34 protein-coding genes and 2 other RNA genes are annotated in these 23,596 nt (G+C 48.5%); 5 read left to right on the top strand and 31 right to left on the bottom strand.

Translation table 11 applies throughout. The features are described 5' to 3' along the window. Window positions 1–15: 15 nt before the first annotated feature. The 10 genes from LY85_RS18380 to LY85_RS18335 all read right to left on the bottom strand — a co-directional run bounded on the left by LY85_RS18380 (window position 16) and on the right by LY85_RS18335 (window position 5,148). Window positions 16–483, bottom strand: coding sequence for a cupin domain-containing protein (locus LY85_RS18380; RefSeq protein ID WP_243122617.1), 468 nt, complete (start codon window positions 481–483; stop codon window positions 16–18). 418 nt (window positions 484–901) lie between these two features. Then, window positions 902–1,270 carry a hypothetical protein gene (locus LY85_RS18375; RefSeq protein ID WP_141827807.1) on the bottom strand — a complete coding sequence of 123 codons (369 nt, stop codon included), beginning with the start codon at window positions 1,268–1,270 and terminating at the stop codon, window positions 902–904. Continuing rightward, a complete protein-coding gene (locus tag LY85_RS18370) occupies window positions 1,267–1,476 on the bottom strand; it encodes a helix-turn-helix transcriptional regulator (RefSeq protein ID WP_141827806.1) in 210 nt (69 codons plus the stop codon). The genes LY85_RS18375 and LY85_RS18370 overlap by 4 nt, the downstream gene beginning before the upstream one ends. Then, a complete protein-coding gene (locus LY85_RS18365; protein WP_185741096.1) occupies window positions 1,473–1,961 on the bottom strand; it encodes a class I SAM-dependent methyltransferase in 489 nt (162 codons plus the stop codon). The genes LY85_RS18370 and LY85_RS18365 overlap by 4 nt, the downstream gene beginning before the upstream one ends. Further along, the gene (locus LY85_RS18360; protein WP_141827805.1) at window positions 1,958–2,518 is read right to left on the bottom strand and encodes a hypothetical protein; all 561 of its coding nucleotides are present in this window, start codon (window positions 2,516–2,518) and stop codon (window positions 1,958–1,960) included. Before LY85_RS18360 ends, LY85_RS18365 begins: the two co-directional genes overlap by 4 nt. A gap of 5 nt (window positions 2,519–2,523) precedes the next feature. Continuing rightward, on the bottom strand, window positions 2,524–3,063 hold the full coding sequence (locus tag LY85_RS18355; protein WP_141827804.1) for an HNH endonuclease signature motif containing protein: 540 nt from the start codon (window positions 3,061–3,063) through the stop codon (window positions 2,524–2,526). Beyond that, window positions 3,060–3,281, bottom strand: a complete 222-nt coding sequence (locus tag LY85_RS18350; protein WP_141827803.1) for a hypothetical protein — start codon at window positions 3,279–3,281, stop codon at window positions 3,060–3,062. The genes LY85_RS18355 and LY85_RS18350 overlap by 4 nt, the downstream gene beginning before the upstream one ends. A 111-nt stretch (window positions 3,282–3,392) precedes the next feature. After that, window positions 3,393–4,571, bottom strand: a complete 1,179-nt coding sequence (locus LY85_RS18345; RefSeq protein ID WP_141827802.1) for a hypothetical protein — start codon at window positions 4,569–4,571, stop codon at window positions 3,393–3,395. A gap of 3 nt (window positions 4,572–4,574) precedes the next feature. Further along, window positions 4,575–4,781 carry a hypothetical protein gene (locus LY85_RS18340; protein WP_141827801.1) on the bottom strand — a complete coding sequence of 69 codons (207 nt, stop codon included), beginning with the start codon at window positions 4,779–4,781 and terminating at the stop codon, window positions 4,575–4,577. Further along, window positions 4,774–5,148 (bottom strand): hypothetical protein, encoded by a 375-nt coding sequence (locus LY85_RS18335; protein ID WP_141827800.1) that lies wholly within the window; start codon window positions 5,146–5,148, stop codon window positions 4,774–4,776. The genes LY85_RS18340 and LY85_RS18335 overlap by 8 nt, the downstream gene beginning before the upstream one ends. A gap of 56 nt (window positions 5,149–5,204) precedes the next feature. On the opposite strand from LY85_RS18335, the gene LY85_RS19610 reads away from it, so the two are divergent. Then, window positions 5,205–5,465: a hypothetical protein gene (locus LY85_RS19610; RefSeq protein ID WP_243122616.1), complete on the top strand. Its 261-nt coding sequence runs from the start codon at window positions 5,205–5,207 to the stop codon at window positions 5,463–5,465. Window positions 5,466–5,536: 71 nt separating this feature from the next. Here the strand turns inward: LY85_RS19610 and LY85_RS19405 are convergent, their stop codons facing one another. The 12 genes from LY85_RS19405 to LY85_RS18280 form a co-directional block, all read right to left on the bottom strand. Beyond that, a complete protein-coding gene (locus LY85_RS19405) occupies window positions 5,537–5,698 on the bottom strand; it encodes a hypothetical protein (RefSeq protein ID WP_185741285.1) in 162 nt (53 codons plus the stop codon). After that, window positions 5,695–6,480 (bottom strand): DNA adenine methylase, encoded by a 786-nt coding sequence (locus LY85_RS18325; RefSeq protein WP_243122615.1) that lies wholly within the window; start codon window positions 6,478–6,480, stop codon window positions 5,695–5,697. Before LY85_RS18325 ends, LY85_RS19405 begins: the two co-directional genes overlap by 4 nt. Beyond that, window positions 6,477–7,997, bottom strand: coding sequence for a DEAD/DEAH box helicase (locus tag LY85_RS18320; protein ID WP_141827798.1), 1,521 nt, complete (start codon window positions 7,995–7,997; stop codon window positions 6,477–6,479). The genes LY85_RS18325 and LY85_RS18320 overlap by 4 nt, the downstream gene beginning before the upstream one ends. Window positions 7,998–8,290: 293 nt before the next feature. After that, a complete protein-coding gene (locus LY85_RS18315; RefSeq protein ID WP_185741284.1) occupies window positions 8,291–10,069 on the bottom strand; it encodes a DUF927 domain-containing protein in 1,779 nt (592 codons plus the stop codon). 128 nt (window positions 10,070–10,197) lie between these two features. Then, entirely contained in the window at window positions 10,198–10,707 is a 510-nt protein-coding gene (locus LY85_RS18310; protein WP_279231008.1) for a CHC2 zinc finger domain-containing protein, read from the bottom strand. Next, entirely contained in the window at window positions 10,697–10,975 is a 279-nt protein-coding gene (locus LY85_RS19400) for a hypothetical protein (RefSeq protein WP_185741282.1), read from the bottom strand. The genes LY85_RS18310 and LY85_RS19400 overlap by 11 nt, the downstream gene beginning before the upstream one ends. Before the next feature lie 16 nt (window positions 10,976–10,991). Continuing rightward, on the bottom strand, window positions 10,992–11,435 hold the full coding sequence (locus LY85_RS18305) for a single-stranded DNA-binding protein (protein WP_243122614.1): 444 nt from the start codon (window positions 11,433–11,435) through the stop codon (window positions 10,992–10,994). After that, complete coding sequence (locus LY85_RS18300; RefSeq protein ID WP_141827795.1) at window positions 11,436–12,206, bottom strand: PD-(D/E)XK nuclease-like domain-containing protein; 771 nt, start codon at window positions 12,204–12,206, stop codon at window positions 11,436–11,438. Next, window positions 12,203–12,793, bottom strand: coding sequence for a hypothetical protein (locus LY85_RS18295; protein ID WP_141827794.1), 591 nt, complete (start codon window positions 12,791–12,793; stop codon window positions 12,203–12,205). The genes LY85_RS18300 and LY85_RS18295 overlap by 4 nt, the downstream gene beginning before the upstream one ends. Then, complete coding sequence (locus tag LY85_RS18290) at window positions 12,790–14,223, bottom strand: hypothetical protein (RefSeq protein ID WP_141827793.1); 1,434 nt, start codon at window positions 14,221–14,223, stop codon at window positions 12,790–12,792. The genes LY85_RS18295 and LY85_RS18290 overlap by 4 nt, the downstream gene beginning before the upstream one ends. An 86-nt stretch (window positions 14,224–14,309) precedes the next feature. Then, window positions 14,310–14,831: a sigma-70 family RNA polymerase sigma factor gene (locus tag LY85_RS18285; RefSeq protein WP_141827792.1), complete on the bottom strand. Its 522-nt coding sequence runs from the start codon at window positions 14,829–14,831 to the stop codon at window positions 14,310–14,312. Continuing rightward, complete coding sequence (locus LY85_RS18280) at window positions 14,828–15,010, bottom strand: hypothetical protein (RefSeq protein WP_141827791.1); 183 nt, start codon at window positions 15,008–15,010, stop codon at window positions 14,828–14,830. The genes LY85_RS18285 and LY85_RS18280 overlap by 4 nt, the downstream gene beginning before the upstream one ends. A gap of 70 nt (window positions 15,011–15,080) precedes the next feature. On the opposite strand from LY85_RS18280, the gene LY85_RS19395 reads away from it, so the two are divergent. After that, entirely contained in the window at window positions 15,081–15,242 is a 162-nt protein-coding gene (locus tag LY85_RS19395; protein WP_185741281.1) for a hypothetical protein, read from the top strand. Here the strand turns inward: LY85_RS19395 and LY85_RS19390 are convergent. Together LY85_RS19390 and LY85_RS18275 are read right to left on the bottom strand one after the other, a co-directional pair. Continuing rightward, window positions 15,229–15,378 (bottom strand): hypothetical protein, encoded by a 150-nt coding sequence (locus tag LY85_RS19390; protein ID WP_185741280.1) that lies wholly within the window; start codon window positions 15,376–15,378, stop codon window positions 15,229–15,231. The two genes, LY85_RS19395 and LY85_RS19390, sit on opposite strands and share 14 nt — an antisense overlap. A 426-nt stretch (window positions 15,379–15,804) precedes the next feature. After that, window positions 15,805–16,494 (bottom strand): antA/AntB antirepressor family protein, encoded by a 690-nt coding sequence (locus tag LY85_RS18275; protein ID WP_185741279.1) that lies wholly within the window; start codon window positions 16,492–16,494, stop codon window positions 15,805–15,807. A 127-nt stretch (window positions 16,495–16,621) separates the two neighbouring features. Here LY85_RS18275 and LY85_RS18270 point away from each other — a divergent pair, with 127 nt between their 5' ends. After that, window positions 16,622–16,936, top strand: a complete 315-nt coding sequence (locus LY85_RS18270; RefSeq protein WP_141827789.1) for a hypothetical protein — start codon at window positions 16,622–16,624, stop codon at window positions 16,934–16,936. A gap of 91 nt (window positions 16,937–17,027) precedes the next feature. Here the strand turns inward: LY85_RS18270 and LY85_RS18265 are convergent, their stop codons facing one another. After that, complete coding sequence (locus LY85_RS18265; protein WP_141827788.1) at window positions 17,028–17,252, bottom strand: XRE family transcriptional regulator; 225 nt, start codon at window positions 17,250–17,252, stop codon at window positions 17,028–17,030. Window positions 17,253–17,442: 190 nt separating this feature from the next. On the opposite strand from LY85_RS18265, the gene LY85_RS18260 reads away from it, so the two are divergent. Then, entirely contained in the window at window positions 17,443–17,886 is a 444-nt protein-coding gene (locus tag LY85_RS18260) for an XRE family transcriptional regulator (RefSeq protein WP_207705562.1), read from the top strand. 585 nt (window positions 17,887–18,471) lie between these two features. Next, complete coding sequence (locus LY85_RS18250) at window positions 18,472–19,641, top strand: tyrosine-type recombinase/integrase (protein WP_185741278.1); 1,170 nt, start codon at window positions 18,472–18,474, stop codon at window positions 19,639–19,641. A gap of 103 nt (window positions 19,642–19,744) precedes the next feature. Here LY85_RS18250 and ssrA read toward each other — a convergent pair. The 6 genes from ssrA to ffs all read right to left on the bottom strand — a co-directional run bounded on the left by ssrA (window position 19,745) and on the right by ffs (window position 23,504). Continuing rightward, window positions 19,745–20,092, bottom strand: a transfer-messenger RNA (tmRNA) gene (gene ssrA, locus LY85_RS18245). A gap of 78 nt (window positions 20,093–20,170) precedes the next feature. Further along, window positions 20,171–20,635 carry an SsrA-binding protein SmpB gene (gene smpB, locus LY85_RS18240; RefSeq protein WP_141827785.1) on the bottom strand — a complete coding sequence of 155 codons (465 nt, stop codon included), beginning with the start codon at window positions 20,633–20,635 and terminating at the stop codon, window positions 20,171–20,173. A gap of 76 nt (window positions 20,636–20,711) precedes the next feature. After that, window positions 20,712–21,314 carry a recombination mediator RecR gene (recR, locus tag LY85_RS18235; protein ID WP_038323593.1) on the bottom strand — a complete coding sequence of 201 codons (603 nt, stop codon included), beginning with the start codon at window positions 21,312–21,314 and terminating at the stop codon, window positions 20,712–20,714. Window positions 21,315–21,316: 2 nt separating this feature from the next. Then, window positions 21,317–21,667: a YbaB/EbfC family nucleoid-associated protein gene (locus LY85_RS18230; RefSeq protein WP_141827784.1), complete on the bottom strand. Its 351-nt coding sequence runs from the start codon at window positions 21,665–21,667 to the stop codon at window positions 21,317–21,319. 25 nt (window positions 21,668–21,692) lie between these two features. Beyond that, on the bottom strand, window positions 21,693–23,330 hold the full coding sequence (gene dnaX, locus LY85_RS18225; protein ID WP_141827783.1) for a DNA polymerase III subunit gamma/tau: 1,638 nt from the start codon (window positions 23,328–23,330) through the stop codon (window positions 21,693–21,695). A 75-nt stretch (window positions 23,331–23,405) separates the two neighbouring features. Beyond that, window positions 23,406–23,504: signal recognition particle sRNA small type (gene ffs / locus LY85_RS18220), an RNA gene on the bottom strand. Between the last annotated feature and the right edge of the window lie 92 nt (window positions 23,505–23,596).

Here is a 23,596-nt window from a genome sequence, read left to right as displayed (position 1 = left end):
CGATACGCTGCTTAACTATTCTGCTGCCTGTGCGTCAGCCTTAGTTCTTTGAACCGTGCCCCACGGATGATGAGGCGGCGCATAAAGGGTGTATATTTTCAGTGGGATATTTCCAGTATTAATCACATTGTGCCATGTTCCTGCCGGTACTAATATTGCATATCCAGAACAGACCTTTTTCTGAAAGACTAAATTATCCTTGCTGCTCCCCATCTTTACAATTCCTTGCCCTTGCTCAATCCGAAGGAACTGGTCTGTATCGGGGTGTATCTCCAAGCCTATATCTTCATCAACCCTGATACTCATTAAAGTCAATTGCAGATGGTTTCCTGTCCATAATGCCGTTCGATAATTATTATTTTGCTTTGTCACTGCTTCAATATTAACCACAAACGGCTCCGGTCCATAATCTTCTAAGGCCATACTATTACAGTTATCCTGACGTGGACACCTATTATTCATATCCTTTTTTACTCCTTTCATATTCTTGCATGCTATCATATGAGAGGTACTCCGGGAAAGTGTTTAATAAAGAATTGATAATACAAAAGGACGGCCCGCTAAGGTCGTCCTTTGAAATACGAATCGGCGCGCTACAGGTGGCCGGTCTTCCCGCGCTCGAAGGTTCCTTTTTGGTAAGGCGGAAGCTTTTTGGTGCACCATTAACCTTGAATCCTAACCGCCTCGGAGTGGCCTCATGTAGAATCATAAAAGTTTGTGCCGAATGATCGGCTTGTGCCAGTGTCCGGCTCTGACCCGGTAAGCCCTCGGCGGCTGCCGTGCTCACTGACATATAGCGCCGCGAAAGGACGTTAGAACCTGCGCGGCGCTTGAAGGGAGGTTGTCGGATGAAAGCCCCTTGTACTCTTTACAATTTCCTACTTTCTAGTATAACGCGACATTAGTGGACATGGTTGGACATTTTAAAAAATCTTTGTAAATATTTTAAATCCGCATTATGCGATCCCCCCGTCTCTGCTTCAATTTCTTTCCAAGTGAGATTTCTCCGATATTTCATGTCGAGAAGCATTCTTGCCCTCACGTCGTCGAGCCCGTCTATGTACTCGTCTATGGCGTTTTTCTTTTGGGTAAGTATCTCTGCCTCCTTACAAGCTTTCGCGTCCCTGCGCACGCCGTGGATAGAAATTGGATGACTCGTATATGGATACTCGTCCGACGATCCGTTGACCGTATCTGTAACAATGGTCGAAGTCAGCATTTTCAAGCGGACCGTGATATCATGATATCTTTCAAGCTGCTCTCGTGTCATTCTCGGCGATCACTCCTTCCCAGTAAATAATCCGTCGTAACGTGGAAATAGTCGGCTAGGCAGCACAGCATGAACGATCTTGGGTCCGCTTTTCCCCGCTCGTACAGTCTCAGGGTATTCTCGTGGATGCCGACTTTTATCGATAGTTGCGGGATGGTAATTTTTTGGGCTGTGCGGAGGTGGTGGAGGCGGTCGGGGAAGGTCATGGGGCGTCAATTCCTTTCATAAAGCACAACCAGTGTGTTTTGTTTCCGCGCTTACGACAGCGGTTTCCGAATAACGGTTCTTGGCTAAACAGTGGAAGTACTTCTGACAACGGAATCCGTATCTCACTCCACTTGAATACAAGCGTTCCGTTTGGTTTCAATACTCTCATACATTCATTAAATCCCTTTGACAGCATTGTTTTCCAGTCGCCTTTGAGGCACCCGTATTTCAGCGCCATAATTGAGGTATCACCTGCATCCGGTAAATGCGGCGGGTCAAATACAACCAGATAAAAAGCATTGTCCGGAAACGGAAGATGTGTAAAGTCGCATACGGTATCTGGGGCGATCTCTATGTATCTGCCGGGATAGTATTCGTGGTACGGTACAACACGGTTATCGCAGTATTCAACACTTGGATTGTGTTTGTCAAACCAGAACATTTTGCTGCCGCAGCAGGCATCAAGTATCTGTTTTTGTTTCATGTTCTTCCCTCCTGTTCCGGCTTGCGGGCGTAAGCAAGCCACGTTTTGCCATAATTATTAAAAACGTCGTACCTTACTCCACACAGTACGTAAGCGGCGGCTCCACCATTGTTTATAACAGCTCCCTTAACAGTGCCATCAAGCAAAGATTTTACCCACACAGGTTCTGATTCCATCTTCCGCAACTGTTCCAGCGTCAGCGGCTTGTTTTCCGGGGTGTATTGCAGCATTTTAAGTTCTGCTAGCCAGTCCCGCAACTGTGCGTGGTTAGCACCACAAGCGTCACCAGATTGTGCCTTGTCATTACAATGCTTAATTGCTTCGTCCAGTGTCATGGCTTCGCAAAGTTCGTTTTCCGGGACGGTGCGGCGGTTCTCAAGTTCACGGCGCAGACCAAGCAATTCTTCCATGTAATTAAGTATTGCAGTTAAAAAAGCCTTGTTAACCTGCATAGTGCCGGTTTCTCCCATTTGAGATATCCCAAGTCCAAGATTAATTATTCTTTCATTGAGCTGTTGCAAATTGCACTGTAACGGGCACGGTTTCAATTCATCCATCGTTTTCACTCCTTTAAAGCATAAAATAATTCGCACCATTTGATAGCTGCAAGCGTGATTTCTGGGTTCTTAAAAAACCATTTGTTCATGCACAACATCATATTAATTTTCTTTGGCACCGCATATAAATTGCTTGGGTCAAAATTTCTTTTGTTTCCGTCCAGAGCTATAATCTGGTACCCGTCTGGCAATTCTTCATGTGCCTGTTCATAAACATATCGATTCTTTTGTACCCAGTTTCTTATTCTTGACTTTCCAGCAGGAACCAGGTTGTTTGCAATTTTTATGTATACCTTTCCTGCACTAACCATTTCTGATCCGATAGGGAGCGTAGGGGAAAACGGATTGCGTTCCCCCTTAGCAAATGTTGCTCCCGGGTGTCCGTGGTCAATACCAGTTCGCTTACAAATATGTTCTATCGCTGCTTTGGTCAGATTAAGCCCAAACTCTGCGTTAAATTTATTTTTTAATTCAGTATAGCTATTATTAGCTATGTTTTTTCGCAGAAATTCACGCTCCATTTCTGAATACTGATGCCGTTTCATCCGATCATCTTCTCAATATTAGAGCCAGTTATTTTTCCTTCTGCCTTAAGCTTATCGGCTCTCAAAACAATATCCGCGTTGTTAATCATTTGTTTTGCAAGGGAAGATATAGTCTGTGATAAATCAGTTTCCATTTTTCTTTCCTCTGTCGAAAGATTTTCGTTCTTTGCAATTAAAATTCTTTCGCCTAAAATATCTTGCAATTCTAATAATGTCACTGCTTTCACTCCAATCTAAATTTGTTTGGCTCTTGCTTTACGGCAGGAGCCGATTTTTTGTCCCTCCATCGTCATGGAGGCGGCGCGCCTTTAAACCGGTACCTATGACTCTTAAAATAATTTGGTTTGTTCTCCAGTAATAAAGCTTTTTTCAAGTGCTTTTCTGTTTTCTAATTCTTCTGCAATTTCGTCCTCCTCTTCGGGCTTGAACCACTTTCGGAATCGGTTAAGTTCGATATTGTCCAATCCTCCGAATCCTACTTCAAAAATTCGTTTTTTTAGCTTGTTCTTGTTGGCTTCTCTGGCAGAAACACGGCGTTCGTGTTTTTCGGCCTTGGCAGCTTTTTGTTGATCGCTTGCATGGATAATCTCTATCCCTTCACTGATGTCTGCCAAATCTTGCACCAGATCGCGAGCGTCTCTATTTTCAGCCCTGAAATTTGTGTACTGTATCGCGAACGCAGGGTCGCTCCTGATTTTCAGCCGTTCCTTGTGCTCATATGAGTTTGTTTTTTGTTCGATAATCCTCCACTTTGCGTATTTTGCGATTGCTTCACAGATTGTAAGTGATGCCTGGTGATTAAGTATCTTTTTGCCTTTAGTCGCCGTGGTAACCACTTTATCCGGGAATAGCCCTTTCCCTTTTTCGGTTCGGGTAACGATTTCGTCGTAATACACATTGCCTTTTTTACGGGATAATTCGGTTTGAAGTGCGCTGCAATAAGAGCAGCCATATTCAGCGCACATCCTCGGGTCGTAATTCATATGCCATTGCTTGGTATGTCGGTCGTAATAGCTTTGGAGTCTGCAAGCTCGACCGCTCTTTTTGGTGTTGAACACCTCGAAAAGCTCGTTGCTTTCCTTTTCCACATCATCAAGCACCTTATCAAGACTGTGCTCGTAATCGTAAGGCTCATTGACTTGATGACACGCGCAGGAAACCATCTCTCCTATCCGGCTGAAAAGTTTTTCCCCGCGCAGCAGTTCATGCCTGAGTAAGCAGGGCTCTTGAACGCTGAAATAAGGGCATGTGACAGTTGGATTGTCGTTTTCCGGCATCCATTCAACCCCGGCATATGACATGTGCCCGTTGGTAAAGTGACCCCCTGACAAGAGCAATCCGCATGGAGTCGAAAAAACCATTTCGCACAAATGCTTTGCTTTGTAGGTAAATCCACCATAAAACCAGTTGTAAGAATCCACATAATCCGGATAGCTTTCTCGAGTATACCCTTCTGCAAAAAGTCTTTTGGTAAGCTTGTTTGGTTCATGCTCTGGTTCCGTCCACATAGTTCATATCCCCTGACAGGGACGCATTCCAAAGAAATTTTCCATCGTGTCCCGAAGTTCATCGACCGTTTTGTCATACTCTTTGGCAATGCATTTTTCACAGATCGGGTGCTTATAGACCAGCGCTTTGCTGCATCGAGCATCCCAACTATTAAGCTGCTCTCCGCATATGTAGCAATTCTGGTCAAGCCATTTCACTTTTTCAGGCATTATTCCCAACCTCCGTTATGGTGACTTCCGTGCGGGGATTACTCCGGTCAATCTGACGTCCATCAAATATCCGCATCAGCTTTTTACACCGATCGCACGTCCCGTCTTCAACCTCTTTGGAGTAACCGGCCAGTTTCACGCGAATGTCGCAGGTGTTCCGATATATCTGTTCCCAGCGCTGATTGTCCATGAATCGGGCAATCAGCGCTTTCTTTTCGATCTGCGCCTGCTCGCGGTCGATCTTCCCGGCGTGGTACGCTATGTACAGGCACCGGAACGACTGGAATAGAAGCTGTTCAGGCTGAGTCAGACCCTCCGGCATGGGATCACCGTGCATGGCGTGGCGTTCAATACTTAACGGTTCCATTGGAATTCACCAAGATTCAAATACCATTCCAGAACACGCACGGCTGATTCCCATCCGTGGCAGCACTCGGCGAAATATCCTCGCTCCCGGAGCTCACCGAGCCACCAATCCTGATCCGGACTTGTACGTCCGTCATCGTCCTTCATTTCTATGCGCAAACCATGGTACTTTCCGCGAGGGACAGGGAGGTCAAGGTCAGGGACGCCGGGTTTCAAGCCCTCGTCTTGCAGGTGCTTTGCTTCGATTGGATCGCGCCTACCGCCATTCGGTACGGCATGCAGCAGTTTAAGATCTGGATATTGTGTCCGATGAGCTAAAGACCAGCGCATAACATTGACTTGGTGCTGATGCTCGTTTGAGGGGTGTGCATATAACTTAATCATCTGTTTCATGATTCGTCAGCCCCTTTCCAGTACTCCACGAAAGCAACCGCTTTACCGGTCCCGCGGTCCTTTTCACGACCTTGCCGGACAGTATAGCCATTCCGGGCGAGGATGACAATGACGGCTTCGCGGTCGTCAGGTTTGGCAATATGAAGTTTATTTTTCATTTGGCCGCCTCCTTAATCCATAAGGTTTCCGTGCGGCGCAAGCCTTTTTCGGCGGTAGTCAATATTTGATCCTTCTGCCAACCCGACAGCATATCGTTATACAGATCGTTATCGTAGCCAGAGAGTAACACCGGGCCTTTATGCTGCAGCAACACTTTCAGCAATTCGGCGTGATCGGTATCGGTCATTTCACAGGCATACTGCTTTTTCATCTTCCGGGTGCTAAGCAAATAAGGCGGATCGGCGTAAATCAGCACATCCGGCCGGTTAAACCGCTGAATAACATCTACGGCAGGACGGCACTCAATTTGGGCATCTTTGAGCCGCCAGCACGCTTGCATGACCCACTCGGGCAATTGATTCCAGTACCGGACAGCGTATGCATATTCGCGCCCCGCGACGTCGTTTTTCCAGCCAGAGCGGCAGTATGTACGGAAGCCGTGCCCCTGCCAACACTGCAAGAGAAACAAGCGTGCCTGTTCAAAAGGGTCTTCGGTCGGACTGTCAAAAGCCGAATAATATTCCTGCCTGGCATACGGAGTCGTTGCAACCATGCCAGCGAGTCGTTCAGGGTCTTCCCTGATGCGCGAAAACAGATTGACAATTTGCCCGTCTAAATCATTAATTGTCTCAATACGGCTTGGCTCTTTCCTAAAGAAAACGGCTCCGCTGCCGAAAAATGGTTCAAGGTAACTTTTATGTTCTGGCATATGGCCAATAATCCAGTCTGCAATGCGCCATTTTGCACCGGGATATTTTAGAACAGTTCTGGTTTGTTTCACGCCGTCCGCCTCCCGCCATTCATAACTCGGTTCAAAATCTGACTTGCTTCCATCTTGGTTAAGCCTGTCGGGTCAAAGTCTTTGCACCTGCGCTGAATAAGCTGCACCTGCTTCTCGCTGGCCGGAGCCTTGCCCCAGTACTTTGCCTTTTCAAGATTCCAGATATATTCCTGATCCTTGTAATTCGTCGTCAACCTGACATAGGCGAAATCCAAAGCGCTCTGCATCGGTATCAGCCGGCCATTGAAAAGGACACGACCCAGCTCGTCCTGACAGGGGATAACGATCTTTTCACGGTTCATTAGGCTGCATACCATGGAGCCGTCAGGCATCTTGAAGAAGTTCACGCCATGGGTGTTGTACTTCTGCTCCTGCGCCCAGAGGTCGACAATCTGCACGTTCTTGATCCAACTCTCCGGGCAGTCTGCAGCGCGTTCAACTTTTTCAGGCAGTTCAAAGAGCATACCGTCCATTTCAGAAAGCCTTTTCTCAGGTACATCAGATAGATCAATCCCGAGCAGCGACGGAGCCGTGCAGAGCGATGCCCTTCCGGACACGCCAACACAATCGATCAGATTTAGGCGTTCCTTCCCGGGATAGAGTCGCAGGCCACGCCCGACCATCTGCGTATAAAGGCTGTCGGATTGTGTGGGCCGTGCTACAATAACCGTTTCGACGCGGGGAATGTCGGTACCCTCAGTAAAGACCATGCAGTTTACGATGCAGGGAATCTTTCCGTCAGTGAACGCCTGAATAATACTTGCCCGGCTTTTTGTCTCTCCTGTGACGACCACGGCGCCCGGAATCTTTGCGGCGATGTCATTCGCATGTTGCACCGACACGGCGAAGATCAGCGTTGCGCCGGCCGCCATAGTGCGGTATGTCTCGGCGATTGCATCAGCGGTGCCGTCCATCGCCTTTTCTAGCTCGCCCGGAGCATAATCTCCACCGCGGGAATGAACGTTTCTGAGATCACACCCGATATTTACCCGCCGGCAATAAATGTCTGAGAGATAGCCGCTTTTGATGCCCCATTTCAGGTCACGCTGGAAGATAATGTCGTCGTAAATATCATTCATTCGGACATTGTCGGAACGGTTCGGCGTGGCCGTAAAGCCCAGAAGCAGCCGCGGAGTGAAATAGTCAAATATTCTGCGGTATGTCCTTGCTGCGCTGTGGTGGGCCTCATCACATACGATGATATCGAATTCGTCCGGCGCAAATCGTTCCAGACGGTGCGTCATGGTCTGAACCGACGCGGAAACAACTTGATCCATGGGTGTTGCGTGCTCTCCTGCCATCTCGACACCGGTCATGCAGTCGAAGTATTTTAGCGGCTGTCGTACCAGTTCTTCGCGATGCGACAGGATCAGCATTTTACCTTTGCGCTCGATATTTGCAAACGTTACTGTCTTCCCTAGGCCCGTTGCCATCTGGATCAGATAGGCGCCGGGATCTTTATTGTTTATGATTTCAGTGCACTCCCGCTGATAATCACGTAAAGTTATTGATTTCAAATAAATATAACCTCCTTTTGTGGGAATTTATTTGCCTTGTGGGACGGTGTGGGACAGGCTGTCCCACGGAAAAGATCAGTATTCATGCGGGTTCTCGGTATGTTGTGGGACCGTGGGACAGATTTGCACATTTTTTCTTACGCGCGAGAAGTGTGTGTATATCGTTACCACAACAGGGTATATACTCATGCAATATAAGAGTGATATTTTTTCGTCCCACTTGTCCCACAGTCCCACACGTCAGCATTCATGCGGGTTTCGGGACGGGAACTCTGTGGGACTGTCCCACAGAATCAGATTGGAAACGGAAGGTCATCATCTGGCGTGATTTCCTCAAAACCGTCATCGATCAACGGCATTTTCAGTGCAACGCATTCCGTGTTTACACCGTTGATACGCTTTCCGCGGGTGTTGTTGCGCCCCCTGATCAGTATCAAATCATTTTCCCTGAGATAACTCAGCAGGGCCGTCGCGGAAAATCCTGCGTCCTCTGCGGCGCGTCGGAATGTTGAATTGATTATGTATGCTATGCTCCGGCCGGTTTTTAGAATGCCGTCCATCTCATCCTCAATTACACCGTAAATATCGCCTTGCTTCGCGTCAATGCTGAATTTGTTACTGTTCTGTGCAACCCAGTCGCACATATAATGATATCCGCGTTCTCCGGCTGAAACAGATGAACGAGACGTAAGAAACTTTGAAATGTCCGCTACAGTCAATCCCTGACCGTCTTGAAAGATCCATTCCGTAGCAAGTTGATCCGCAGTAATGATTGCCGCTGCAGCCATCGCCTGTTTTTCGGTTGAACTGCCGTCAGAAAACTCTTTATAATAGCTTTGATACATTGCCTCCGCTCTTTTAATGGAGTCTTCATCCAAATGCTGAACAAATTGTTTTCCGGCAAATCCATAGTTTTTTCGAACTGAACTTGCTACCAACTGCGGGTCTTCAAACAACTTTTTCGTACATTCAATTTCAACCACCCTGTTGACAGCTCCGCCTCCGGACCCCACGCTGGTTATGGGGGTCTCACCATTTGTGATAATGCAATTCGACCAGGTAGGGATTTTATCAATCCCTCCGGTCTTTGTTCCTCTAAGCCGCCCAACTCCTTCAGCAAGGCTATAAATAATCGAATCAAACGTTTTTTTGTTGTTTCCTACCCTCTCAAGCTGAAAATCATCCATCATGAGCGGCATACTGTTGAAAAACGCAGCCGTTTTTTCCTGCCCGACATTTGTGGAATTGAATGTAAACCAGTAGCGACCTTTTTCGGGATTTGCCCAAACGGATGCCGCAAGCATAAGTGCGACTGTTTTTCCCGCTTCCGTGCCCCCCCACAAGTGGAGAAAAAACGGGAGGCACCCCAAAGGGCCAACCAACACGGATGAAAGCGATGCTGATAACACAATCTTTGTAATTACAGAGAACTTCCTTGCGCACCTCGCGATTGTAAGCCACTCTTTATTGCTTCCTTTGTTGCAAATGCTCTTGAAGAAAGTTCCGAAGTTTGTATCGCCGTCAAAAGTTAAGCCGTCAACGTATGGAGAAAACCCTTCACCTTCAATCCATCCCAACCGAGAAACACACTGCTTTTCCGGTATTTTGTCATAATTTAAATTCTCAACATCTGATATGTATCTAACCAGCGCACGGGAATTTTCACTTGTAACAGCAATTCCTAAGTCAGACAGTTGCAATATCTTTTGATTGCTGGCAAGCACGCTCTTGTCAACGATCGCATCCCGCCATTTTCTGCCTTTCGAATAGGCGATCTTGAGCTTTTCAATTCCGGTATCAATATTGACTAGCCGTTCGACCGGCTCAATCGGATGGCAGCAGGCAACTTCCTCACCAAACGGTCCGCTACTGCGGGAAACGCCGAGATCATTTGCCTGCCACTCTCCGGCATCCAACTCAAGCGGCTGATTTTGAAAGTTGGTCGCATTTTCAACATAGATTTCCGTTGAACTGCGTTTAAGTGAATTTGTATATTCAGCAAACAGCTTCTTGAAGTTTCTGATTCCAACTAATTCCGCTGCCTTTGCCATTTTTGAAAGCTTCCGTTCCATTTGAAACGGATCCTCGCGATAAGCATAGACTTCTTCATATGGCGTTGTGCTGTTAAAAAAGTCCTCTTGCGTATACTTTGGGGCCGGCGCGGTAATCTGCGGCTTATCGTTCTGTTTGTCCGTGCCCGTCACCTCCATTTGTTTTGAGTAAAATAGTAGTTATCCAGATAATCCAGCCGTCCGAGCAGTGCCGCATATTCGCCCCATAGCGGGCTGTCAGGCGGTGGCTTTAAAGCAGACCGAATCAGGTATGCTTCGCGACATTTCGCGTCGTAATCGGCGCGGTAGGCGGCAAGTTCAGCCTGCTCTTTTCGGCGCCGCTGCAGTTCCTTGCTGACTGCCGCCCGATCCGGTTTCTCCGTGGACAGGCCGAGCGCAAAATCATTGTCAATGCGGATCGCAGCTTGCCGGGTGTTGATGTTGAACAGCTTCGCGACGAAATCGATCACCGTTCCGCCCTCGTTGCAGACAAAGCACCACCAGCCGCGGGAGCCAGGATAGACATGCAGCGACGGCTCAGAATCATTGTGAAAGGGACAGAGCATATCGCCTGACCGGTTCACCTCGAAGCCGTACCGCGCCGCAACGTCCGCCATTGTGAGGGTTTCCTTGATACGGGAATAAATGTCACCGTACATTTTGGGAAAGTGCCTTTTCGAGCCGGTCAATTTTTCCGTGCAGACGACGGTTTTCAGTATTGGCACGGACAATTTCATCGGTCAGGCGTTCAATTGAATCCTTCCGGTTATAACATGCAGACAGAACAATTTCGCAAAGATAGCAAGACTTTTTTGATTCTGTAAAAGTGGAATCCGTTTTTTCAATCTGCAAAACAATAGCTGCGGAATCTCTAATTTGGTCCAGAGTATATAATGCAAATCTGCTATCAGGATGGGTTTTTACCATAATTTTTCAACTCCTTTTAAAATGGCAAATCATCGTCGATCGGCATCTGCTCAAAGTCACCGGTATCGCCTTTCGCATATTGTGGCGCATCAGGCGGAATATCAGGCGCGTGCGTAACAGGCTGATATGAGCCGCCAGAGTTGCCCTCGCTATCCGATTTGCTGCCGCAGAACTCAACATTAGAGGCGATCACGTCCCACGCGGTCCGTTTGTTGCCGTCGCGGTCTGTGTATTCCCGGCTCTGCATTTCACCTTGAACGGCGATTTCCTGCCCTTTGTGGAAGTATTTATCGACAAACTCGCCGGTCTTTTCCCATGCGGTCACATTGAAAAAATCCGCTTTATCCTTTTGAAATCGGCGGTTGACGGCTACGGAAAAGTTTGTTACGGATTTTCCGGAATCGGTATGCCGCATTTCCGGGTCGCGAACCAGGCGCCCTTTTATGATGATGGTGTTCAATTATCCCGCCTCCCGATACTCAACAATCTCACTCAACACAGCCGTTTCAGCGCAATAATCACACTGCTCGCACCGTTCCGCCTCGATCTCTCCACGCTTCATGGTAGCGAACCGCGGCGCTTCGTGCCTTACGATATCAAGGCAGTAATCGAGCCGCCCCGGGTCGATCTGGCCGATTTGCATACGGGTGGTTTTTTGCTTTGTGGCTGCGGCTATCATAAACGGCAGCGTGTCGCCGGTATTCTGCCGAACGATCTCGCGGTAGATAGCGCCCTGACAGTCATAGCCCCAAAATTGCCAGTACGGAACGCGGTGACCCTCCGCAGGGCTCCAGATATCCTCTAAGTCCTTGATGATCTTCATATCAACAATTACACGCCCTTGGTGAAAGCTATCCACCTTGATCTTAAACGGTACGCCGGCAATCTCGCCGGTCATGATGACCTGTTTTTCGCCCGCCATGTACCGCATGAACATTTCGTCACGTTCAATGCGCTGGATGATCTGCTCTGCCTGCACATAGTCGGATTTCAGGCCGCCGTCTTTTTTAAACAGCGTCGGGTGCTTTGCTTTGAAAACATCGAGCGTGCCCTCGAAATAAGCGTCAACGTAGGAACCAACCAGCAGCGCCGTTGTTTCTTCCTGCCGGTATTCGCCGCGAATTTCAGCGAGTGCGGCGGCAGGACAGGCCATGAATGCTTTGAATTGAGACGATCCCATATAGGCGAGCTGATTCTCTGGGGAGAAATAGTTTTCAGCGGTAAGAATCATATCATCTCACCATCCTCTCCGGACGAGACAGGCTGCTCCGGGGTGTCGACCGCCGTGTTAGCCAGCGGATCAGTCGGGTTTTCCGCTTTCTCTTTTTCGGCTCGTTTCTGAGCACAAACAGCGCAAAGTGGCTTTCCGTAATGCTGCTGATTCCGTTCGGCTATGTATTTTGCATCATATTTCCCGAACGGCTGAATTTCTGCGCCACAATCTGCACAAACCGGTTTTTCCGAGACTTTGACATCAGGCTTGTATGGTCTGATGCGGAGTGCGTCGACAACGTCACCAAATGCCTTGACTTGTGCGACGTAAATCTGAATCTTACAGCCGTGCCAATCCTCAATATACGGAGTCTTATAGATTTTGCTGATTGTCTTAGCGTTCGTGACATTCAGCACCATAGGCTTAATATCGCGCTCTGCGAAGTGAACAACGGTGCATTCTTCCTTTTTTCCGTCGGAGCCAATAACCTTTTCCTCTCCGACAGATTTGATTGTCGCAATCAAATCCTGACCTGGTTCGAGCGCATACGCGCCGAGGTAATCCGGGTTTTGGAGCTTTTTCCAGTGAGTTTTATGTTCATTCACAGTTCCGTCACCTTCAATTCATCATCGTTTGTGGTTCTCGTCGCGATAAACTGCAGCCCCTTGGCCTTGCACTTCGCGTACAGCGCTGCCCGGCTGTTATCGTCCAGACGTTCCGCACCGTCGATTAGGATGATCTGGAGCCCCTTCGGGTTCGAAATAGCAACATCCACACACAGGTCCAGCTTTTCGCCGTCGGACAAATTACTCAGCGGAAGACCATGAACCAGAGGAATGCCCTTTTCAACCGTAAGCCCCTCGACCGGGATTTTTGCCTCTTTGAGGATTTGGCCAGGAAGCTTCCGGGCGAGCTCAATCTTTTCGGTCAGAGCGTCGGATTTCTCCTGCAGATCATCAACTTCCTGCTGCATCCGGACCATACGGCGATATTCGTTGAGGTGCTTTTTCATAGCCTCCGCTGTGTTGATTTCCGCCTGTAAAGCGGACGTGTCCGTAACTGTACGGTCGGCATACTGCGAAGCAATCCCGACATTTGCGTCAAGTTCTGCCTTGGCAGCTTTGTATTCAGAATCGGCTACGGCAATTTTATCGTTTTGCTTCGATTCCAGATTGCCAAGTTTATCCTGCGCGGCTTGGATTTCCGCTTTCAGGCGCTCAATCGTCCGGAGCAATCCCTCCCGCTCGTTGGCAATTTCCTGCTTTGCGGCCGCAACCGCAATGTCCCGATCAGCCTGGATGCCGCGAAGCTTATCATCATAAGACGCTTTATAAGCTTTGGACTTTTCAATATTGGCGTTCTCGCGACGGATTTTTTCAAGTTCCTGATACTTCGCGCCGGTGTCGTACGCCTCCCATTTCTCGGCGTTGAAATTGTCGGGGATGGAAAGGCCGATATCTTCGGCCGCCTTGCGCTTAAACAGCTTTTCCGAATTGATCTGCTGCCGGGTCAGATAATAGACACCGTTTTCGGCCTGAATCTGATTCAGGACGGAAAGAATATTTTGATGCCAATCAACGCCTTTCGGAATCTCGCCAAACCATTCCTGAATCGTCTGCATGTCCCACTTGTAATCGATCAGATTCAGGATAATGCGGTTTTGCTCCGATATGGGCTTGCTGATAAATTCCACCGGGTTGAGCTGCAGGGGTGTGATGATATCATCCAAAAACGTCTGCGGCCGCGGCACGTTCAGGCCGTTCTCTTTAAGACCGAGCTGGGACGTATCCATGGATGCCTTGCGTTTCCGGTCTATCCGGATGCCGGTATCCGTTTCAATAATGATTTCCGCCTCGTCAGCGCCTTGCTTAACTATGTAATCCCGGTCGGAGCGGTTGGTCAGACCGTAACGGATCGCGTCCAGAACAGACGATTTTCCGGTCCCTTTCCGGCCTGTGATCTCAACCGATTTGTCCGTAAGTTGCTGTTCGGTAACACCAAACGCAGTACGAACTTTGATTAAACTGGTTTTCATTTGACTTTTTCCTCCAATCTGCTATAATGCAGGTAAGATATTTTTGGTTACGCCGCTATTCCGATGCCAGTCGGGAAGCGGCATTTTTATACGACTAATTTCTCGCACTCCTTTCTGATTTTGAATTTCTGAGCGCTGATTCTTTGCGCTGAAACCCCTAAAATTCTGGATATCTCCGTCTGGTTATACCCCGCCTTAAACAGTCGGATAAGGGTCGATCTGTTCGGCGGCACGCTCTTTTCGATGCATTCGGCGATACACTTGATTTCCACTGTGCTTTCGATGTTCTCTCCGCTTTCAATGCTTTCGATTCTTTCATCCACATAAGCGGCATCGTAGCTGATTACGTTCGCCGTGTTTTTCTGACGGCTCCTACGGTCAAACTCGTGGGATACCTGCCCGCCCATGTAGTAATAGGCCGTCCGGCTAAATGGATACTCAGGGTGCCTATGCCATTCCTTGACTGCCAGAATGTACCCGTATGCTGCGATATCGTACCACTCGTCATAAGGGAGCCTTTTACTGACCAGATAGGAATATATGAGATTATGGTTCCTTTCGGCAAAATCGCGCTCTTTGGACGTCAACGGTTCGACTGCGTGTTTCATGTCTTGCCCTCGCTGAGTATGTATCCCGCCAGTCCAATCGCCATACAGACAGCAGAAGCGGCGCACAGATATACAAGTTGATTAAGTGTTATCCGATCTGCATCAGAGGCACCGGCTGCGAAAAACATGCCGGAGAATCCGAGAAATGCGAGCACGGAGAATATTACTGATTTACGCAAGGTTGTCCCTCCTTTACTTGAAATATTTACCTTTCCGAAGTAGAATAATGTCGGAAAGGAGGTGATTGCATTGAATAAGTCTTATGTCGAGATTGCTGCCGAAATAACTATTGCCCACATACAGGCAAGGGCTGCGGGAACCGATTCGGCGACATTAAAAACGGATGAAGTGTGTAAGTCGCTTCGCGCAATTTATGACACGCTGCAAACTCTAGACACTAACAATCAGTAGTAGGATATACTGCAATTGCATTGACAATTTCTATCATTGCGTGGCTTAACGCTGGTAAATCCGAACCCGGTGTATCTGAACGCTCTGAAAGTAGCTGTAACTGCTTTTGGAGCGCTTCTTTAATTTCTGCATCCATCCCTTGCCCCTCCTTCCATCGTAATAATCCCCGCCCTAACAAGCCTGCCCCTCATGGCACAGTGCGGGCATATGTAACCGCCCCGGGGTATGTGCTGCAGGATACTGATTATCCAGCGCTTGCCGCAGCGGGCGCATAGGGCGGTCATGCGAATGCCCTCGCGAGCTGTTCAGCAGTGATGAAATGACTTAGACCCCGATTTTGAAGCGTCTTTGTGCAAACACCCATGATCTTTGCGGCTTCCTCTTGCCGAAAAAGCAGCTTATCCGGGTAAAGTTCTTTTGCGCGAGATCGGATGGATTCCAGCGTTGGTCCGTATAGTTCTTTTTCACGTGGCATAATTTGCTTTCCTTTCTTTGAAGTACCAAAAATGGGACTGCAAAATTTTGAGGGATTGTTAAATAGAACATTTGTGCTATACTTTTATTAAGCAGATTTTGATGTCGCTCCATATTTGACGGCCATCTCTTTAACAATCGCCATATAGATTTCGATCAGCTTTTTGTCATCTGCGATAATATCAACCTGCGTGAGCTTGTCCCTCTTACTCTTACAAATACCTTCGTCGGCCATGCGCTGGCGTTTGTTCGTAAGTCTTGTTTTTAGACTGACCCCGCCACGGGAATCGACCAGCCGAAAGATTTCGGTGTTGATGTCACGGATGTAATCGTACCCGCCCCTGACTTGGGCGATCCTGATAATTAGGTCGTGAGCGTCTTTACGCCATGAACGGGTGTCGAGTGCGATTACGTCACCGATGCGGTCAATCCGGTCGTTGGTTTCCTGCAGGGCCTTCTGCTGTTGTTTTTGGGAAACTTCCAATTTAATAAGCAGCCTGAGCTCAGGGGAAAGACTTTCGATATTTGTGTCGAGCTCGATCAGCTTGTCCCGGATCGCTTTGCCCTCCGGCGTGCGCTGTATCATGGAAATGTGCTTGGCCATGTCGAGAGTCATGATGTGATTGACTGACGGACGGCCACCAGAGGGTTTTTCCGATTTTTCGGAAAAACTGCTGTAGTCCTCATTTTCCGTGAACCCGTAGCCCACCATGCGTGGAAACCAGTCGGCATACTTTTCACTGATTTTGAGTTTCTCGTGAAGCTCCCTCCCTGCCACAACTTTTTCACCGGTATCTGTGGTATAAACCGGGATGACGTCGCTGTTGAATACTGTAAGATTGTTCGTAAAATCATTCCTTCCTTTTTGTTTTGGGTAATGGTAAAATATGGTTGAGGTGATGCCAATGCTCAGTAAAATGGAAATTGAGATTTTAAAAGTTCTTAAACTCAATCCCCGCTTGTTTATTGGTCAGCAAGAATTGCATGGGTATTTCAAGTTTTGCAAATTGGATAATATCAGAGAAGCGTTGTTTAACCTTCTGGAAAATGGCTGCATAGAAGCATTTCAGAAGCCGGCATATGGATATTTCATTACCGATAAAGGTAAGCACCAATTGTCCGAATTAAGAAAGCAGAGAACAAAAACAGCATGGGCGGTTTTTGCTACAGTCCTCGGGCTGATTTTTGCCGCAATCTCTGCATGGAGCGATTTGTTTTAGTTAATAAGATATGCCAATTTGATAATCCCAATAGAATTCAGGATGCACATCGCCAGTAAAGCCCACCAGCCCCACCAATATCTGTTATCTTTCATTGTTCACTTCCTTTCTCGGAGATTTTAAGAACATCCCGAACTGCGTTTTCAAGGCGCTTGCTATGCAGTTGCCCAGTCATGAGCTTGTACAGATTTGAACTGTCGACGTACATCCCGGTACATTCCTTTGCCTGAGCAATTAGCCATTCTTGCGTTTGCCCGATGGAAAGCAGTTTTGTTTTGACTTCCATCCCAAAGGGTGTTAATGCCCTTTTAAGCATAAAATTCCTCCTTTTTCTGCAAAATAAGGTTGACAATTACGGATAAATGTAATATATTATAACTGCTAAGCCAATAAATTACATTTTTCCGAATCTCTGACTATAGGATATTACATTTCGATGTAATTGTCAATAGCCGGTTTACAAGTTGATGTAATTTGTTGTATCCTACAAAAGGAGCAATAAATTTATGTGCGAACTGTATATGCGCATTGAGGCGCTGTGTAAAACAAAAGGAATAAATATTACCCAAATGTGCAAAGAAGCCCATGTGAGTCGCGCGTCATTATCCGAATTGAAAATGGGAAGAAGTGAAGTATTAGCTCCCGCTCCTTTATCCAAAATAGCGGATTACTTTGGTGTTACGGTTGACTATCTTTTGAACGGACAAAAAGAAACGCCCGCCCTTACTAAAAAGGACGAGCGCGACATATATAAAAAATGGAGAGCCGATCTGGAAGAGTTGGAGAATTCTCAGGACGGATTAATGTTTGACGGGCAGCCCTTAGATGATGAGACCAAAGAGCTTCTGGCCATCAGCCTAAAGAATAGCTTGGAACTAAGTAAAAAGATTGCGAAACAAAAATATACGCCTAAAAAATATCGAAAGCAGGATAAATCAGAGGGTGATTGAGTGCGAATTGAAAAGGTCGTAGAATCTCTTTGCCGGGAATGCGGAACCCGGAATCCCTATGAAATAGCTTCATATAAAAACATAAGGGTGTTGTTTGAATCTCTTGGGACGCTCAGAGGCTATTACAACAAAAGATATCGCTATAGGATGATACATATCAATAACGCTATGAGTGAGGAATCTCAGCGGTTTACTTGTGCGCACGAATTAGGGCATGCAATTCTTCATCCGGCGTACAATGCGATATATTTACAAACCAACACACTGTATTGTATGAATCGGTACGAAAACGAAGCAAATTATTTCGCTGCGGACCTTTTAATCTCAAATGAGGATTTGCGCGAATATGAAGCCTTTTCTATACCTGAACTCTCGTCAGTATTTTGTATGGACGAAAAGCTAATCGAGCACAGACTGAAAAGTCTGAGAAAATAAAAAAGCCGCCCCACCCTGTTTGCACCAGGATAGAGCGGCTCACCATCAGCAGGGCTGACAGTACGATAAATACGCAACTATATTGTACCAGTTCGGCCCGGAATAATCAATATCCCGGGCATTTTTATGCCCAAATTTTGGAGGTACAATATGTCACGACGTAAAATTACAGACGGACTACACCAACGAGCAGACGGGCGCTGGGAGCGAAAAGAAATCATCAATGAAAAACCGCGCTGGTTCTCTTCGATGGACCCGGCGAAGGTCTGGGAGAAACGAGATGCGGCTGTTGCCGCTGGAGTAGAAGAAAAGGAAAAACAAGATGCCGGGCCTCTTTTTAAAGAAGTAGCAGAGGTATATAAAGGCAAAGTAATGGAGATGAAGCACGGTACGCAAAGAAGTTATTTACCAGCGATCGCCCGTGCGAAAAAGCAATTCGGTGAACTCCATATGCGCGAAATTGAACCATACATGATATCTGAATATTTAGAATCCATTTCAAGCATGGCAAGAACAACAGTGTCAAATCAAAAATCTGTGCTCAATGCTATATTTCAGACCTGGATTAAAAGTCCGATTTGGCATGGGGATTATAACCCATCAAAAATTGTTAGCATTCCGCGTGGACTAAAGCATACCAAACGTGAGCCGCCTACGGACGACCAGGTAAAGATCGTAAAGGACCATTATCTCGACGCAGACGCCTTACCGGCTGTCGTGTTTCTGTGTACTGGGGAACGACGCGGCGAAGCTTGCGGGATACAACTTAAGGACATCGATTTTGATAAAAAAATAATACACATTCGCAATGCTGTCGAGCATATCGGAGACCGGCCACACGTCACTACAACAAAAACGCCGGCAGGTGTACGGCAGGTACCGCTTTTAAAAATGTTAGAAGAGGCCCTGCAACCGCTTAAAAATTTGCCTGGCGGCACTTATATTCTCGGTGGTGAAAAGGAACCGCTTACTACTTCAAAGTATAACCGCCAGTGGGCGAACTTCTGGCGCAAGTATGGATATGCAACCGAATTATGTTACAGCAGTAAAACAAGGCTTTCAAACGGTAAAACAAAAGAATACATACATAAAGAATGGCGTGCCGACGTGTGCGCGCACCAGTTCCGGCACGAGTATGTTTGTATGTTGGCAGAAGCCGAAGTCCCAGAAGCCATTGCAATTCAAATTGTAGGACATGCAAACGCTAAAATGATTCATGAAGTTTATATGAGCCTTAAGCCTAAGATGGTCGACAGCACTCGGTCAAAGCTCGACGCTCTTATTTTTTCGCCTACAACACCTACCAAAACGCCTACTTAAAATGTTCTTAAACGTTCTTTTACATACCGAACAATTTTGATTCATGATATAGCGAAAGCCGCATGAATACTGGATTTTTCAGTACCCACGCGGCTTTTAAATTTGGTGGAGATGACGAGAGTCGAACTCGTGTCCGAAAATCACTTACCAAAGCTTTCTACGAGTGTATCCGTTGATTTTACATTCCCTCCCCGCAGCGCCCAAAGGCAGGCTCTGCGGCTCAGTAGCCTTTTAGTCATGACCGGGGTAAAGGCGTTCCCCGGTTCACGTTCACCGCTAATCGACGCCCTTATCCGGGCCGCGGTGTACCCGGTAAGGACGGCAGCCTAATTAGGCTGCGTAAGCAACAGTATTGTTGTCGTTTACTTTTAAGTTTGCGGCTTTTAAAGCGGTTCCGCGCCGCTACTCGCTTACTAAGGCTCACAATCCCCGTCGAAACCTTTACATCCCCATATTAACCGACAGATAATTTGTTTGCCTGATCCTATTATACACGCATTCCAAAGAAAAAAATACAAGAATCTTTTTCTTACCGGTTCTTTTCCTTCATCGCGCGGTCAATGTCCCGCTTTGCGGATTTCGCCGCCATATCCGCGCGTTTGTCATAAAGCTTTTTGCCTTTGCACAAACCAACCTGCACCTTGACCATGGACCCCTTCAGATAAACGGACAGCGGTATCAGCGAATAACCGTCCTGCTTGACCAGCCCGAACAAACGCATGATCTCGCGCCTGTGCATTAAAAGCCGCCGCACCCGCATAGGGTCCTGATTAAAAATATTGCCGTGCTCATAGGGGCTGATATGCATTCCGTTGATCAGAAGTTCTTCCTTGACAATGGAACACCACGCATCCTTCAGGTTTACCTGCGCCTTGCGGAGCGATTTGACCTCTGTTCCGCGAAGCTCGATGCCCGCTTCCATGCTTTCTTCCACAAAGTAGTCGTGAAAGGCTTTCTTATTTTGCGCCAGCGTTTTTAAATTGTCTTTTGCCATCTAAAAAAGCCTCCCGTCCACGATGTTGATATATGAGCATATCATACTCGTTGAAAATTGTCAAGCATTCTGTCAGCTACATCTCGCTGCGGCCCTCGATCGCGCGGGTCAGCGTTACCTCATCCGCATACTCCAGATCGCCGCCCACGGGAATTCCGTAGGCAAGCCGCGTCACTTTGACGCCGAGAGGCTTCAAAAGGCGCGAAATATACATGGCGGTGGCCTCGCCCTCAACGGTCGGATTGGTCGCCATAATGACCTCTTTCACTTCGCCGTTGTTTACGCGCGCCAGAAGCTCCTTGATACAAAGCTGGTCCGGACCGACGCCGCTGAGCGGGGAAATGGCCCCGTGCAGCACGTGATAGGTCGCGTTAAACTCGTTGGTACGCTCCAGTGCGATCACGTCGCGGGGGTCCTCCACCACACAGATGACGGATTTGTCCCGCGCCTCGTTGCGGCAGACGGGACAAAGCTCCTGATCGGTCAGATTGCAGCATATTTTGCAATAATGTATTTTTTCGTGAGCGTCCATAATGGCGTCTGCGAAATTCTGCGCACCCTCTTTGGAAAGGCCGAGCACATAATAGGCCAGCCGCTGCGCGCTCTTATGTCCGATGCCGGGCAGCCGCTCGAACTGCTCAATCAGGCGCGACAAAGGCGCCACGTTATAGGATGGCATCGTTAAAGCATACCCGGCATATTGATTCCGCCGGAGATTTTCTCCATGCGCTGGCTCTTGTCTGCGGCGGCGGCCCGGAGCGCCTCGTTGACCGCGGCAAGAACAAGGTCGGAAAGCATTTCCACATCCTCGGGGTCGACGACCTCGGGCTTGATATCGATGGCCTTTACCTCCATCTTACCCGTCACCGTTGCCTTTACGGCATCCCCGCCGGCCGCTGCGGTATATTCCTTTGCTTCCAGTTCTGCTGTCGCCTGATCCATATCCTCCTGTATCTTCTGGGCCTGGCGCGCCAGCTGCTGCAAATTGGAAGCTCCGCCTCCGCCGTATCCCTGCGGCAATCTTGCTTTCATATAAAATTCCTCCTAATAAATCCTTTTATTTTTTAATAACCTGAATCCCCTCGCTCTCAGCCAGCCCGGCCAGCTGTGCGAGCGGATCCGTTTCCTTTTCGCTGTTATGGGTTTTGTAAGGGCCCAGCTTATAGGTTCTGCCCGTCACCTGCTGAATCGCCTTGCGCATATTTTCACGCTGCGCGGGCTCTCTCAGCAGCCGGAACGCCAGATCGTTCGGCGCGTCAATCAGCACATAGGCACCGCTGATATATGCGGCGGAGCCGTTGAACGCGGCCGCAATGGTATGGGAATAATTTTTCAGAATCTGAAGGATCTCCGGCCATTCGGAAAGGCGCTCCGCGTCCTTCTGCAGCTCCCCGATCTCTTTTTTCGGTTCCACAACGGGGTCGTCCGGCCTTTCAAAGGAGGGCTCCGGCGGTTCTTCCGGCAGCATTTGTGCAGGCGGGCTTTCCGGTACCCTTTCTTCCGGCTTTGGTTTCTTTTCCGGCTCCGCCGCTCTGACGGGCTTCGGCTTCGAAACAGCCGTACCGCGCTCAAGGGCTTCTATCCTGCGAATCAGCGCGTCTGGCGTGGAATCCAGCTCTGGCGAACACAGGCGGATCATCGCCATTTCAAATTCGATACGCCTGTCCCCTCCCCGGTACATCCGTTCCAGCGCGGACTGCATGGTATCCAGACCGTGCAGAATGGCGGGCAGCGGCGTGGAAAGCGCCTGCTTTGTCAGGCTTTCGTATTCCGCATCGGGTACGGCGATCATGTTGTGGGCATCCTTCGTGGTTTTTATCAGCATCAGATTCCGGAAATGGGATGACAGCTCCTCACAGAGCCTCGCCATATCCTTGGAAGAATTGTGCAGCCGATCGATCAGCTCCAGCGCGGCGCCGGAATCATGTTCCTTCATGGCGTCGGTCAGTTCAAAAAGATGTTCCCGCCCGACCAGACCGGCCGTTTCGTTCACCACTTCCACCGTGATGTTTTTACTTCGGCCCAGGCACTGATCCAAAAGGGACAACGCGTCGCGCAAAGCGCCGTCCGCCAGACGCGCAATCAGAAGCGCGGCCTGCGGGTCGAGCTCCGCGTTCTCCTGCCGGGTAACATAAGTAAGACGCTCCGCGATTTCCTTGGGCGGAATGCGGCGAAAATCAAAGCGCTGGCACCGTGACAAAATGGTCGCGGGCAGCTTGTGTACTTCCGTTGTCGCAAGGATAAAGATGACGTGGGCGGGCGGCTCTTCCAGCGTTTTGAGCAGCGCGTTGAACGCTCCTGTGGAGAGCATGTGTACCTCGTCGATAATATAAACCCGGTATTTCGCGGCGGCCGGGGTAAAATTGGCCTCTTCCCTTAAAGAGCGGATATTGTCTACGCCGTTGTTGCTGGCGGCGTCAATTTCCACAATGTCCATCAGCGAACCGGCGTCCGCTGCGCGGCAGATCTCACATTCGCCGCAGGGGTCGCCTTCCGCCGGGTTCAGACAGTTGACCGCCTTGGCAAGAATCTTCGCACACGTGGTTTTCCCCGTTCCCCTGGAACCGGTAAACAGGTACGCATGGGCAATGCGGCCCGCCGTCAGTTCATTTTTCAGCGTAACGGTGACCTGCGGCTGGCCGACAACATCGGCAAACACCCTTGGCCTCCATTTCCTGTACAGAACCTGATACATGCGAACACCACCCCCAGACAAATTGAAAGCAAGACAGACCGTCATAAAACGGTTTATCATGCATCAGGATATGCAGACGAACAGACCGCCTGTATCGCGCGGGACAGTCCACTTAATGCTGCTCGGTTCCCCGCCTGACATGGTTCATGGCGTCCCGCCGTACAGAGCCCGCCCGCCTGCATATCCTATTGCATGCATTTCTGCCTTGCTTCTCATTTCCGACTATCCTATTATAAACGATCCCGTTAAAAAAGACAACCTCTATT

The organism is Clostridium sp. KNHs216 (assembly GCF_006714885.1).
GTDB lineage: Bacteria > Bacillota > Clostridia > Oscillospirales > Acutalibacteraceae > Caproiciproducens.
Note: the sequence above shows the minus strand (reverse complement) of the source record. Positions and strands in the feature narration are given on the sequence as shown.